General features: G+C 37.7%; 10 protein-coding genes. 9 read left to right on the top strand and 1 reads right to left on the bottom strand.

The genetic code is table 11. The features are described from left to right. Positions 1–46: 46 nt before the first annotated feature. The 8 genes from I5776_RS13070 to pyrE are packed head-to-tail and all read left to right on the top strand — an operon-like array spanning position 47 to position 9,548. A complete protein-coding gene (locus tag I5776_RS13070) occupies positions 47–961 on the top strand; it encodes an aspartate carbamoyltransferase catalytic subunit (RefSeq protein ID WP_202776837.1) in 915 nt (304 codons plus the stop codon). Further along, positions 945–2,231, top strand: coding sequence for a dihydroorotase (locus I5776_RS13065; protein WP_202776836.1), 1,287 nt, complete (start codon positions 945–947; stop codon positions 2,229–2,231). The genes I5776_RS13070 and I5776_RS13065 overlap by 17 nt, the downstream gene beginning before the upstream one ends. After that, the gene (locus I5776_RS13060) at positions 2,228–3,319 is read left to right on the top strand and encodes a carbamoyl phosphate synthase small subunit (RefSeq protein WP_202776835.1); all 1,092 of its coding nucleotides are present in this window, start codon (positions 2,228–2,230) and stop codon (positions 3,317–3,319) included. Before I5776_RS13065 ends, I5776_RS13060 begins: the two co-directional genes overlap by 4 nt. Next, positions 3,312–6,524 carry a carbamoyl-phosphate synthase large subunit gene (gene carB, locus I5776_RS13055; protein WP_202776834.1) on the top strand — a complete coding sequence of 1,071 codons (3,213 nt, stop codon included), beginning with the start codon at positions 3,312–3,314 and terminating at the stop codon, positions 6,522–6,524. The genes I5776_RS13060 and carB overlap by 8 nt, the downstream gene beginning before the upstream one ends. Beyond that, positions 6,524–7,297 (top strand): dihydroorotate dehydrogenase electron transfer subunit, encoded by a 774-nt coding sequence (locus I5776_RS13050; RefSeq protein WP_281397309.1) that lies wholly within the window; start codon positions 6,524–6,526, stop codon positions 7,295–7,297. The genes carB and I5776_RS13050 overlap by 1 nt, the downstream gene beginning before the upstream one ends. Beyond that, a complete protein-coding gene (locus tag I5776_RS13045; protein ID WP_202776832.1) occupies positions 7,294–8,214 on the top strand; it encodes a dihydroorotate dehydrogenase in 921 nt (306 codons plus the stop codon). Before I5776_RS13050 ends, I5776_RS13045 begins: the two co-directional genes overlap by 4 nt. Beyond that, the gene (gene pyrF / locus I5776_RS13040) at positions 8,207–8,926 is read left to right on the top strand and encodes an orotidine-5'-phosphate decarboxylase (RefSeq protein ID WP_202776831.1); all 720 of its coding nucleotides are present in this window, start codon (positions 8,207–8,209) and stop codon (positions 8,924–8,926) included. The genes I5776_RS13045 and pyrF overlap by 8 nt, the downstream gene beginning before the upstream one ends. Continuing rightward, positions 8,919–9,548, top strand: a complete 630-nt coding sequence (gene pyrE, locus I5776_RS13035; protein ID WP_246483784.1) for an orotate phosphoribosyltransferase — start codon at positions 8,919–8,921, stop codon at positions 9,546–9,548. The genes pyrF and pyrE overlap by 8 nt, the downstream gene beginning before the upstream one ends. A 191-nt stretch (positions 9,549–9,739) precedes the next feature. On the opposite strand, the gene I5776_RS13030 is transcribed toward pyrE, so the two are convergent. Continuing rightward, complete coding sequence (locus I5776_RS13030; protein ID WP_202776829.1) at positions 9,740–11,446, bottom strand: Rqc2 family fibronectin-binding protein; 1,707 nt, start codon at positions 11,444–11,446, stop codon at positions 9,740–9,742. A 117-nt stretch (positions 11,447–11,563) separates the two neighbouring features. Here I5776_RS13030 and I5776_RS13025 point away from each other — a divergent pair, with 117 nt between their 5' ends. Then, the gene (locus I5776_RS13025) at positions 11,564–14,242 is read left to right on the top strand and encodes a calcium-translocating P-type ATPase, SERCA-type (RefSeq protein WP_202776828.1); all 2,679 of its coding nucleotides are present in this window, start codon (positions 11,564–11,566) and stop codon (positions 14,240–14,242) included. Positions 14,243–14,260: the final 18 nt, after the last annotated feature.

Genomic DNA, 14,260 nt, shown 5'->3' with positions numbered 1-14,260 from the left:
CCCTAACTAAAAAATAGGGCGTTTTTTTATAAAGGAGGAATTTACTATGTGTCATCTATTAACAATGGCAAATTTAACAAATGCAGATATTAATGAAATTTTGCTAGATGCTCAAATGTTTAAGAACGGCAGTACGTGGTCTTCTCCTAAAAAAATGTATGCAGCAAATCTATTTTTTGAACCAAGCACAAGAACGAAATGCAGTTTTGAAATGGCGGAAAGAAAGTTAGGATTGGAGGTCATTCCGTTTGAAACTAGTACGTCTAGCCTGCAAAAAGGGGAGACATTGTACGATACGGTAAAAACATTAGAATCGCTTGGTGTGAATCTAGCAGTTATTCGCCATAATCAGGAACATTATTATAAAGAACTAATACCGAAAATAAATATTCCAATTATTAATGGAGGAGATGGCTGTGGCCAGCACCCGACCCAATCATTGCTAGATTTATTTACGATCAAACAAGAATTCGGCAGTTTCAGCGGCTTAAATATTACGATAATTGGCGATATCTCTCATAGCCGAGTAGCCAGATCAAATATGGAAGCTTTAACAAAACTTGGGGCAAATGTTGTATTTTCTGGTCCGCCTGAATGGTTTGACAACACATTTTCACTAGGAAACTATGTACCTATTAATCAAGCGATCGAACAAGCAGATGTTGTCATGCTTCTCAGAATTCAACATGAAAGACATCAAGGACAATCAACTTATACATCAAAACAATACCATGAACAATATGGCTTAACGGTGGAACGCGAAAGCAGAATGAAAAACGGAAGTATTATTATGCATCCAGCACCAATCAATAGAAATGTTGAGATTGCAGATGAATTAGTTGAGAGCGACAAATCAAGAATTTTTAAGCAAATGGAAAATGGCGTATATATTCGAATGGCGGTCATTAAACGAGCATTAGAAAATTCGGTTAGGGGTTGTTTACATGAATTACATTATTAAAAACGGAAAAACTTTGGAAGGAAATGGAAAAGAAACACAGGCAGATATTCGTATTCATAACGGTGTAATAAAAGAAATTGGCAAAAACCTAGAAATATATGATGAAGCGGTTTTTGAAGCAAATGGCAGTTTACTAACACCAGGATTTATTGATTTACATATTCACTTAAGGGAGCCGGGTGGAGAGCATAAAGAAACGATAGAAACTGGAACATTGGCCGCAGCAAAAGGCGGGTTTACTACCGTTGCATGTATGCCAAATACGAAGCCGGTTCCGGATACACCTGAACAGATGGAATGGTTAATGAATCGCATTGAAGAAACGGCACATGTAAAGGTATTACCATATGCAGCAATTACTAAAGGGCAATTAGGTGAAGAATTGACAAATTTTGCAGGATTAAAAGAAAATGGTGCATTCGCTTTTACCGATGATGGCGTTGGGGTCCAAACAGCAGCAACAATGTTTGAAGCGATGAAACGAGCCGCTGATCTTGACATGGCAGTTGTTGCACACTGTGAAGATAATTCACTTATTTACGGCGGTGCAGTACATGAAGGAGATTTTTCAAAAGAACATAATATTCCTGGGATTCCTTCTGTTTGTGAGTCTGTTCATATTGCGAGAGATATTCTCCTTGCAGAAGCAGCTGGGTGCCATTATCATGTTTGCCACATAAGCACAAAAGAATCTGTTCGCGTTGTCCGGGATGCAAAAAGAGCGGGAATTCATGTCACGGCGGAAGTAACACCACACCACTTACTCTTATGTGATGAAGATATTCCGAGTCTTGATACAAATTATAAAATGAATCCTCCCTTAAGAGGAAAGGAAGATCGCGAAGCACTCCTTGAAGGGCTGTTAGACGGAACGATTGATTTCATTGCGACTGATCATGCGCCACACACTAGTGAGGAAAAAAGTAAAGGAATGAGCAGAGCTCCATTTGGAATTGTCGGTTTGGAAACGGCATTTCCACTACTTTACACACATTTCGTTGAAAAAGGGATATTTACTTTACAACAATTGGTTGATTGGTTAACGATTGCTCCTGCTAAGGCATTTCAATTGCCATCAGGAAAATTAAAAGTAGGAGCTGCAGCAGATATCACGTTAATCAATCTAGAAAATGAAAAAATGATTAATCCTTTAGAGTTTGAATCAAAAGGAAAAAATACACCTTTTACTGGATGGCACTGTAAAGGGTGGCCTGTTGCAACGTTTGTTGACGGAGAATTGAAATGGAATGACGGAGGTGCTGGAAAATGAAACGACAATTAATTTTAGAAGATGGTACAGTCATGATCGGAAAAGCATTTGGAAGTGATATTGAAATGATGGGTGAAGTTGTCTTTACAACAGGGATGACGGGCTATCAGGAAACAATCACAGATCCATCATTTTGCGGTCAAATCGTTACTTTAACCTATCCACTTATCGGTAACTACGGAATTAATCGTGATGATTATGAGTCCATTCAACCTGCGATTAAAGGATTAATCGTTAAGGAAGCAGCTGAGTTTCCATCAAATTGGCGAAATGATATGACGATATCCGAATTTTTAAGGCTAAAAAATATCCCGGGTATCTCAGGAATAGATACGAGAAAATTGACACGGATCATTCGTCAATATGGGACATTAAAAGGTGCCATTTGTGAAATATCTGCAGAACCCTCTGAAGTGATAGAGCAATTAAAAAACCAAGAATTTCCGACAAATCAAGTAGAACAAGTTTCTACTCAAAAAGCGTATCCAAGTCCTGGGCGTGGGCACCATGTTGTGCTCGTTGATTTTGGGTCTAAGCACGGAATTTTAAGAGAACTGAATAAACGAGATTGTGATGTAACGGTCGTACCATATAATACATCGGCTACAGAAATTCTGGCATTAAAGCCGGACGGTGTCATGCTGTCGAATGGACCTGGTGATCCGAAAGATGTTCCTGAAGCAATCAAGATGATTCAAGAGTTATTAGGGAAGCTGCCAATTTTCGGCATTTGTTTAGGTCATCAATTATTTGCCTTAGCAAGTGGAGCAGATACGTATAAATTAAAATTCGGACACCGTGGTGCAAATCATCCAGTAAAAGATTTAGACTCAGGAAAAGTATTTTTCACATCACAAAACCATGGATATGCAGTAAACGAACAATCAATCCAAGCAACACAATTACGTGTAACTCAAATAAATTTAAATGATCAAACAGTTGAAGGGCTGGAACATCAACTTCACCCAGTATTTACTGTTCAATATCATCCAGAAGCATCACCTGGACCTGAAGATACGAATTTCTTATTTGATCAATTTTTATCACGCATCGAAGAATGGAAAGGAACGGTGAAACAACATGCCTAAACGTAAAGACATTAAAAGTATCTTAGTAATCGGTTCAGGACCTATTATTATCGGCCAAGCAGCAGAATTTGACTATGCAGGTACACAAGCATGCTTAGCATTAAAAGAAGAAGGTTACCGTGTTATTCTTGTAAACTCTAACCCCGCAACGATTATGACAGATACTGAAATTGCAGATGTTGTATACATTGAACCTTTAACTTTAGAATTTATAAGCCGGATTATTCGCAAGGAAAAACCTGATGCCATCCTGCCAACATTAGGTGGGCAGACAGGGTTAAACATGGCGATGGAATTAGCACAAGCAGGTATTCTTGAGGAATGCAACGTGGAAGTGTTAGGAACAAAATTATCTGCCATTATACAAGCGGAGGATCGTGATGAATTTCGCAGCTTGATGAGAGATTTAAATGAGCCTGTACCGGAAAGTGACATTATTCATTCGCTTGATGAGGCATTCGAATTTGTTAAACATATTGGTTACCCAGTTATCGTCCGTCCTGCATACACATTAGGAGGTACAGGTGGTGGTATTTGTGAAAACGATGAAGAACTAAAGGATATCGTCGCCAGCGGGTTAAATAACAGTCCAGTTCACCAATGTCTATTAGAAAAAAGCATTGCGGGTTATAAAGAAATTGAATATGAAGTCATGCGTGATGCCAATGACAATGCAATTGTCGTATGTAATATGGAAAATATCGATCCAGTAGGAATCCATACAGGCGATTCTATTGTTGTCGCTCCAAGTCAAACATTAAGTGATCGAGAATACCATTTATTGCGAAATGTTTCATTAAAAATTATTCGTGCCCTAGGAATTGAAGGAGGCTGCAACGTCCAATTAGCTCTCGATCCATACAGTTTCAATTACTATATCATTGAAGTAAATCCGCGGGTAAGCCGCTCATCTGCTCTTGCTTCGAAAGCTACTGGTTACCCAATTGCAAAATTAGCTGCAAAAATTGCTGTAGGACTAACTTTAGACGAGATGATAAACCCTGTAACAGGAAAAACATACGCATGTTTTGAACCGGCATTAGATTATGTCGTCACAAAAATCCCTCGTTGGCCATTTGATAAATTTGAGTCCGCTAACCGTCGACTAGGGACACAAATGAAAGCAACAGGGGAAGTAATGGCAATAGGAAGAAATTTCGAAGAGTCATTATTAAAAGCCGTTCGTTCCTTAGAAAGCAATACGTATCATCTTGAATTATCTGATGCAGATCAATTTAGTGATGAAGTAATTGAAAAGAGAATTCGAAAAGCGGGTGACGAACGAATTTTTTATTTAAGCGAAGCACTTCGCAGAGGTGTAACGATAGAAACGATTCATGAATGGAGTCAAATAGACCTATTCTTCTTATATAAAATACAAAGAATTATCCGCTTCGAAAAAGAATTAATCAATCATCCATTTGACAAAGATGCAGCCAAACAAGCAAAAGAATATGGATTTTCTGATTATAAGCTTGCGAATCTTTGGGATTCAGATGAGAAAATCGTATACGAGTGGAGAAAGCAACACCATCTAATCCCCGTTTATAAAATGGTTGATACATGTGCGGCAGAATTTGAATCGGAAACACCATATTTTTACGGTACCTATGAAGAAGAAAACGAATCAATCGTAACGGATAAAAAAAGTGTCGTTGTCTTGGGATCAGGTCCCATTCGCATTGGGCAAGGAGTCGAGTTCGATTATGCAACTGTCCACTCAGTTTGGGCAATTCAAGAGGCGGGATATGAGGCAATCATTATTAATAGCAATCCCGAAACGGTTTCTACTGATTTTAGCATCTCAGATAAACTTTATTTTGAACCATTAACAATTGAAGATGTTATGCATATTATCGATCTTGAAAAACCTGAAGGGGTAGTTGTCCAATTTGGCGGACAAACAGCGATTAATCTTGCTTCACAACTAGTAGAACGAGGAGTCAAGATCCTAGGAACATCATTAGAAAGCCTTGATCGCGCCGAAAATCGGGACAAATTCGAGCAAGCTTTGGAGCAATTGACTATTCGTCAACCACTTGGAAAAACAGCATTTTCAGTGGAACAGGCAGTGAAAATAGCTAATGACATCGGTTATCCAGTGTTAGTTCGTCCTTCTTATGTATTAGGAGGCAGAGCAATGGAGATCGTGTATCATGAGCAAGAATTATACCATTATATGGAAAACGCTGTACAAGTAAATCCGAATCATCCCGTATTAATCGATCGCTATTTAGTTGGAAAAGAAATCGAAGTGGATGCCATTTCTGATGGAGAAGACGTATTAATTCCGGGAATTATGGAACATATTGAACGTGCGGGTGTTCACTCCGGGGATTCAATCGCTGTGTATCCAACACAAAGTATTTCAGAGAGTATGAAGGAGAAAATCGTTGAATACACAACGAAACTAGCAAAAGGACTTAATATAATTGGATTATTAAATATCCAGTACGTCATATCAAATGATCAACTATATGTGATTGAGGTAAATCCACGCTCAAGCAGAACAGTTCCGTTTTTAAGTAAAATTACGAATGTTCCAATGGCAAATCTAGCAACGAAAGTGATATTGGGTCATAGCCTAAAAGAATTAGGTTATGGAACAGGCCTTGTTAAGGAGAAGAAAGGTGTGTATGTGAAAGTACCAGTTTTCTCTTTTGCTAAGCTTCGAAGAGTTGATATAACATTAGGACCAGAAATGAAATCTACTGGTGAAGTAATGGGGAAAGATATGACGTTGGAAAAGGCATTGTATAAAGGCCTAGTTGCTTCAGGGATGAAAATTCAAAATTATGGAACGGTATTGTTTACTGTTGCTGATAAGGATAAAGAGGAGGCGACCCAGCTTGCTAAGCGATTCGACGCAATTGGCTTTACACTTATGGCAACAAGTGGTACTGCCGGTAGCCTTCAAAGAGCAGGATTAAAAGTAGATGTTGTTGATAAAATCGGTTCAGATGGTGTTACACTGCTAGATGTTATTAAAAATGGCAAAGTTCAAATTGTCATTAATACATTGACAAAAGGTAAGCAGCCTGAACGTGATGGATTTAGAATTCGCCGTGAAGCAGTGGAAAATAATATTCCATGTTTAACATCATTAGATACGGCTGAGGCCATCTTAAGAGTGCTTGAATCAATGACGTTTTCATCAGAAGCAATGCCAGCAAATGAGGTCAAAAAAGATGTGGTAACGATATGATTCAGCAAGAGAAGATGAAAATAAGTTCACATAGGGAGATTGCTTCGCAAATATTTGAATTAAGTCTTGAAGGTGAGCTTGTTAATGAAATGAAACAACCAGGTCAATTTGTTCACCTACGAATCTCGGAATCTATTGAACCATTATTAAGAAGACCTATCAGTATAGCTGAAATTGAACATAGACATAAACGATTTACTATGATTTATCGTGCAGACGGAAAAGGCACTCGTATGCTTTCCCATAAAAAAGCCGGTGAAACAATTGATGTTCTTGGACCATTAGGAAACGGCTTTCCGATTGAACGAAAAAAAGGGGAGAAAGCCTTGTTAGTTGGCGGAGGAATTGGAGTTCCTCCCCTCTATGAACTATCCAAGCAACTTGTCAAGCAAGGCGTGGAGGTTTTCCATGTATTAGGTCATGAAACGGCTAGTAAAGTGTTTTATATGGACGAATTTAGTAGTTTAGGAAAAACATATGTGGCAACAGTAGATGGTTCATTAGGAACAAAAGGCTTTGTTACGGATGTATTGGACCAAGAGGATCTCTCTTTTGACTGTCTTTATTCATGTGGGCCAATGCCGATGTTAAAAGCGTTGGAAAATAAATATCCAGCGATTGAAGGATATATTTCATTAGAAAAAAGAATGGGTTGTGGAATTGGCGCATGTTTTGCATGTGTTTGTCACCTAGCAGATGATCCGTCCGGTACGAAATATCGAAAAGTTTGCAGTGATGGTCCGGTATTCAAAATTGGAGAGGTGATGATATGAGTCGCTTGAATATAGAATTACCTGGATTGTCGTTAAAAAACCCAATCATGCCTGCATCTGGCTGCTTCGGCTTTGGAAAAGAATATAGTCAGTTCTATGATTTAAGTATACTCGGTTCTATCATGATAAAGGCAACAACCTATGAGGCTAGATTTGGGAATCCAACACCACGTGTTGCCGAAACTCCTGCTGGAATGTTAAATGCGATTGGATTGCAAAATCCAGGTCTTCAATCGGTATTAGAAAATGAACTTCCGTGGTTAGAACAATTTGATGTACCGATTATTGCGAATGTTGCTGGTTCACAGACTGAGGATTATGTAGAAGTAGCTAAACAAATATCAAAAGCCCCAAATGTGAAAGCACTTGAACTTAATATCTCTTGTCCTAACGTAAAAACGGGTGGAATTGCTTTTGGAACTATTCCTGAAGTTGCTCATGATTTAACGAAACAGGTGAAGCAAGTTTCGGAAGTTCCTGTGTATGTGAAACTCTCCCCTAATGTTGCCAATATTGTTGATATGGCAAAGGCAGTAGAAGAAGCTGGGGCTGATGGACTAACAATGATTAATACGCTTTTAGGAATGAATATTGATATTCGAACAGGAAAGCCGATATTAGCAAACAGGACAGGTGGTCTTTCTGGTCCTGCAATTAAACCGGTCGCAGTCCGAATGATATATGAAGTCAGCCAACAAGTGTCAATACCAATTATCGGCATGGGTGGTATTCAATCTGTTGATGATATGATCGAATTCTTTTATGCAGGTGCAAGTGCTGTAGCCATAGGGACAGCAAACTTTATAGATCCATTTATTTGTCAGAAATTAATAAATGAGTTACCTAATAAACTGGATGAATTAGGATTTTCACATATTTCGGAATTGGTTGGAAGGAGCTGGAAGAATCATGATTAATACACCAATCATTGCACTTGATTTTTCTAATTATGATTCAACGATCGATTTTTTACGTGCATTCGATTCAGAATCCCTTTATGTAAAAGTAGGAATGGAATTATTTTACCAAACAGGTCCGGAATTAATTGGGAATTTAAAGGAGTATGGTCATAAAATTTTTCTTGATCTGAAACTTCATGATATACCGAATACGGTTCATCATGCGATGAAGGGGTTAGCACAACTAAATATTGACATGGTAAATGTGCATGCAGCCGGTGGATTAAATATGATGAGAGCAGCACTTACCGGATTGGAAGAAGGAACAGAATTAGGTAAAAAAAGACCATTATTAATTGCTGTGACACAATTAACAAGTACATCTGAAGAACAAATGAGAAATGAACAGCTTATTGAGCATTCCTTGTTACAGTCTGTCCTTCATTATGCAAAACTCACTTATCAAGCGGGTTTAGATGGGGTTGTTTGTTCTGCATTTGAGGCAAAGGAAATTGAAAAAGTTACCAATAAAGGGTTTATCCGTGTAACTCCTGGAATTCGTCTTGAAGAAGATTCGCTTGATGATCAAAAACGTGTAGTTACCCCTCAATCAGCAAGAAATATCGGTTCATCCGCAATTGTTGTAGGAAGAACAATCACCAAGTCAAAGGAACCACTACAAACATATTTAAAGGTGAAACAATTATGGGAGGGAAATGGAAATGACTAATTCGAATTTAATTGCGGAACAACTTTTATCAATAGAGGCAGTATTTCTGAAACCAAATGAACCATTTACCTGGTCATCAGGTATTCTCTCACCAATTTACTGTGATAATCGTCTGACATTATCGTATCCTTCACTGCGAAAAGAAATTGCCAATGGCTTAACTAAATTAATTACGAATTACTTCCCAGATGTAGAAATCATTGCAGGTACGGCAACAGCTGGAATTCCTCATGCGGCTTGGGTTAGTGATCTTATGCAGCTTCCGATGTGCTATGTACGTTCGAAAGCGAAAGCACATGGGAAAGGTAATCAAATAGAGGGAAAAGTCTCTGAAGGTAAAAAGGTCGTCGTTGTGGAAGATTTAATCTCAACTGGCGGCAGTGTTATTACAGCAGTAGAAGCGTTAAGAAACGCTGGTTGCGAGGTCTTGGGTGTCGTTTCAATTTTCTCTTATGAACTTTCACAAGGTAAAGAACAATTGATGGAAGCAAAAATACCGGCTTATTCTTTAGCGACGTATACAGATTTAATTGATGTCGCCCTTGAAAAAGGTGTGATTTTAGAAGAAGATCTTGAAACACTTAAAGAATGGCGTGAAAATCCAAAGAATTGGAAAAAGTAATTGGTAATATTCTTTGAAACAGCAAAGAAATTAACAGGAACAGAATAACAATGATTAATTAATAACTAACACGGTTTAACAAAATAGCGATGAATGAAAATAAAGATGATCTCTATTCAATTTAGAGATCATCTTTTAATAATGTTTTAAAAATGGTACACATGAAATAATGAGTAAATATTTAACCATAATTATTTTTTCATTTCTAATACTTTATCCGCATCAGGTGTTACATATACTGTTTGCTGTTGTTCGTAAATGACAAAACCAGGTTTTGCACCATTTGGTTTTTTCACAAATCTCACTTTTGTATAGTCAACCGGAACGGAAGAGGACTCTTTTGCTTTACTATAATAGGCAGCAAGATTTGCAGCTTCTACAATCGTTTCAGCGCTTGGATTTTTACTGCGAATGACTACATGTGATCCTGGAATATCTTTTGTATGTAACCAAATTTCATCTTTTGCAGCTACTTTATTTGTTAGGTAATCGTTTTGTTTATTATTTTTCCCAACTAAAATTTCCGTTCCATCTGAAGCCGTATAGGTCTCAAGTGTTATTTTTTGCACCTTTGCCTTCGTTCCGCGTTTTTGTTTTAGGCGGATATATCCTTCTTCTGCAAGTTCCATTCGAATTTCTTCAATATCCTTTGGTGATGCAGATTCCATTTGTTGTAATAAGTTATCGAAATATTTCAGTTCCTCCTGAGCTTTTTCGATTTGTTCTTGTACGATAACTAGGGCAGTTTTTGCCTTTTGGTATTTTGAAAAATAACTTTGTGCATTTCCCGACGGAGTTTTTCTAGGGTCCAAAATTATTTTAACTATAGAAGCATTTTCATCGTAGTAATTTATTACCTCTATTTCAGACATTCCTCTTTTGACTAAATGAAGATTTGCAGTTAATAATTCACCATATAATTGAAAACGATCGGACTCTTGTGCCTCCGTTAATGTTGCTTTTAATTTTACTATTTTTGTTTCATTTTTTTCTCTTTCATTTTTAATAAATCTTTCTAAATCATGTCCCTGTTGTTTGACACGATCCCTTTCTGCTTTACCAAAGTAAAATCGATCCAGCATTTCACTAATCGTGCTAAACGATTTCGTTTCCCCGTTTAAAAAAGTAATCGGGATGAAGTAGAATGCCTCTTTGTTAGCTGTTTGAATAATTGTTGGACAATTATTGTACGTAGATATATCTTGCATAATGTCCATCATAGCTTTTGGAATAGTCGTCCGATTGGCTAATCCCGCACGATGGACAATTTCTTTCGCTAGAAGTGGTGAAAGTCCCGAAAAATTTTCAACTAATTGCTTATCCATTTTGCCGCTATTAAAATCAAGTTTTCGTACGATCTCGTCCTCTGTCAAATGAAGAGGGTTTGTTTTATCCTGTTTTGGCGGGAAAACATATTCTTGCCCTGGAAGAATAGTACGGTAACTATTAATGAATGATGGAACATGTTTAATGCTATCTATTATCATGTTTTTTTCTTTATCTACCAAGACGATATTACTATGGCGCCCCATGATTTCTACGAATAACTGTTTATAAGAGATGTCGCCAATTTCATTACGCCCTTTAATTTCAATGATCATCACGCGATCAAGACCTGCCTGATAAATATTTTCGATAAAATAACCTTCAAGATGTTTTCGTAAAAGCATACAAAACATGGAGGGTTCCTGGGGATTTTCATGTTGTTCGTTCGTTAATTGAATCCTCGCATAGCTAGGGTGTGCAGAGATGATTAGTTTATGGTTTTTTCCGTTTGCACGAATAACGATAATCATTTCATTTTGGTATGGCTGATGGATTTTATTAATTCTTCCACCAATAAGTATATCGGCAAGTTCATTTGTCATTGCCCTTGTTAATAAGCCGTCAAAAGACATAATTCACATTCCCTTACAACAATATTTCTAATCATTATATCATTTTTTGGGACAGGGCTGAATAACTTGATATTAGGTGGACAACTACGGTTTTGGTAAGGGGAGAGTGTATTGTGAATGACGTTCCATGAAATGAAGGAAAAAGATGTTGAAAAAGTGCTAAATACGAACATCGATCAAGGATTATCAGATAGTGACGTTGAAAAAAAGCGAAAACAGTTTGGGTGGAACGAGTTGCAAGAAGGGGAAAAGCAATCTGCACTCATGCTTTTTATTAGTCAATTTAAAGATTTTATGGTGTTAGTCCTCTTAGCAGCAACATTGATTTCTGGCTTGTTAGGGGAGTATATCGATGCAATTGCCATCATTTTGATTGTGTTGATTAATGGCTGTTTAGGTTTCTTTCAAGAAAGAAAAGCGGAAAAATCATTAAATGCACTAAGAGAGTTATCCGCGCCACAAGTGGTCGTATTGCGTAATGGTGAGTGGGGAAAAATTCCATCAAAAGAAGTAGTCGTTGGAGATATTCTGAAATTTTCTAGCGGGGACCGAATAGGAGCGGATGTCCGATTAGTTCATACAGCTAATCTAGAAATTGAAGAGTCTGCACTAACGGGTGAATCAGTGCCAGCTGTAAAAACAATCAATCCAATCGCAGAGAAAAATGCCAGTTTAGGAGACTTAACTAATACGGCGTTTATGGGGACGATGGTAACAAGAGGCAATGGAGTTGGAATCGTCACAGGAATTGGTATGAATACCGCGATGGGGAAAATTGCAGATATGATTCAAAATGCCGAAACAATGATGACTCCGCTGCAACGAAGGTTAGAGCAACTTGGAAAAATACTAATAACTGTAGCGCTTTTGCTCACATTGCTTGTTGTTATTGCAGGTGTTGTTCATGGACATGATATGTATACGATGTTTTTAGCAGGTGTTTCCTTAGCAGTAGCGGCGATCCCTGAAGGTCTTCCGGCAATTGTTACAGTTGCCTTATCACTTGGGGTACAACGAATGATTCGAAACAATGCAATCGTCCGAAAACTTCCAGCGGTTGAAACATTAGGATGTGCATCGGTCATCTGTTCCGATAAGACAGGTACGATGACCCAAAATAAGATGACAGTTACCCATTTGTGGAGCGGTGGAAATACTTGGACTGTATCGGGTACAGGCTATCAACCTGAAGGGATTTTTTATAAGGAAAAAGAAGAAATTGTTCCGCATAAAGAAAAAAGTCTATACCAACTATTAACTTTCGGTTTACTTTGTAACCATGCTGAAATCCAAATGAAAGATGAAGAATTTATAATTGATGGGGACCCTACTGAGGGAGCGTTGCTTGTTTCCGCTATGAAGGCAGGAATGACAAGGGACTCAATCCTTAAACAATTTACAATAGAGAAGGAGTTTCCGTTCGATTCAACGAGAAAAATGATGAGTGTTGTCGTGAAAGATAAAAATGGCAGAAGGTTTGTTATTACTAAAGGTGCCCCGGATGTCTTAATTGGATTAAGTGAATCAGTTTTGTGGGATGGGAAAATGCAATTGTTATCAACGGAATTACAAAGAGGAATACAATCTTCTATTGAAAACTTAGCTTCAATGGCATTAAGAACAATTGCAGTTGCATTTAAGCCAATACAAGAGTACACCAACATTATGCATGAATCTGAAGCAGAAAAGGGGTTAACTTTTGTAGGGGTCCAAGGGATGATCGATCCACCGCGACCGGAAGTTAAACAAGCAATTAAAGAATGTCATGAGGCCGGTATTAAGACAGTAATGATCACAGGAGATCATGTCATTACAGCTAAAGCAATAGCGAAACAGCTAGGTATTTTAAAAGGAAAATCGAAAGTAATCGAGGGTGCATCTTTAAATGATATGTCCGTTGATGAATTAGAAAATATTGTAGAACAAGTATCCGTTTTTGCAAGGGTTTCTCCAGAGCATAAATTGAAAATTGTTAAAGCTTTTCAAAATCAAGGTCATATCGTTGCAATGACAGGTGATGGTGTTAATGATGCACCGGCAATTAAATCTGCTGATATTGGTATTTCAATGGGAATTACGGGAACAGATGTTGCGAAAGAAGCCTCATCATTAATATTATTAGATGATAATTTCGCCACGATCAAAGCGGCCATTAAAGAAGGAAGAAATATCTACGAAAACATTCGAAAATTTGTCCGTTATTTATTAGCATCCAATGTTGGTGAAATTTTGGTTATGTTATTTGCAATGCTCATGTCGCTCCCATTGCCACTCGTACCAATTCAAATTTTATGGGTTAATCTTGTCACGGATGGGTTGCCAGCTATGGCACTTGGATTAGACAAACCTGAAGATGATGTGATGAAACGTAAACCACGTCATCCTAAAGAGGGGATATTTGCAAGAAAACTTGGCTGGAAAGTTATATCCCGAGGTTTCCTAATAGGCTTCGTCACTTTGCTTGCCTTTTTAACGATCTATCGAAAAAATCCAGATCAGCTTGAATATGCACAAACCATTGCATTTGCTACTTTAGTATTGACACAACTTATCCATGTCTTTGATTGTAGAAGTGAAAAATCAGTATTTTCTCGCAATCCATTTGGCAATATGTACTTAGTTTGGGCGGTTATTTCTTCCATCGTACTCATGTTAGTCGTAATATACGTACCATCATTGCAACAAATTTTCCACACTCTTCCGATTAAACCGAAAGATTGGTTATTAATCATTGGATTAAGCTCGGTTCCAACTTTTTTACTAGCAGGTTCACTTTTTGTAAGAAAAAAAGAGTAAAATATGATATAATGCCAA

This window comes from Heyndrickxia vini (genome assembly GCF_016772275.1).
GTDB classification, from domain to species: domain Bacteria; phylum Bacillota; class Bacilli; order Bacillales; family Bacillaceae_C; genus Heyndrickxia; species Heyndrickxia vini.
This window is presented reverse-complemented; position numbering and strand designations above follow the sequence as displayed.

Bases quoted from the DNA above. Each gene is read 5' to 3' on its own strand.
- I5776_RS13070 (WP_202776837.1), top strand. From the start codon at position 47: ATGTGTCATCTATTAACAATGGCAAATTTAACAAATGCAGATATTAAT.
- I5776_RS13065 (WP_202776836.1), top strand. From the start codon at position 945: ATGAATTACATTATTAAAAACGGAAAAACTTTGGAAGGAAATGGAAAA.
- I5776_RS13060 (WP_202776835.1), top strand. From the start codon at position 2,228: ATGAAACGACAATTAATTTTAGAAGATGGTACAGTCATGATCGGAAAA.
- carB (WP_202776834.1), top strand. From the start codon at position 3,312: ATGCCTAAACGTAAAGACATTAAAAGTATCTTAGTAATCGGTTCAGGA.
- I5776_RS13045 (WP_202776832.1), top strand. From the start codon at position 7,294: ATGAGTCGCTTGAATATAGAATTACCTGGATTGTCGTTAAAAAACCCA.
- pyrF (WP_202776831.1), top strand. From the start codon at position 8,207: ATGATTAATACACCAATCATTGCACTTGATTTTTCTAATTATGATTCA.
- pyrE (WP_246483784.1), top strand. From the start codon at position 8,919: ATGACTAATTCGAATTTAATTGCGGAACAACTTTTATCAATAGAGGCA.
- I5776_RS13030 (WP_202776829.1), bottom strand. From the start codon at position 11,446: ATGTCTTTTGACGGCTTATTAACAAGGGCAATGACAAATGAACTTGCC.
- I5776_RS13025 (WP_202776828.1), top strand. From the start codon at position 11,564: ATGACGTTCCATGAAATGAAGGAAAAAGATGTTGAAAAAGTGCTAAAT.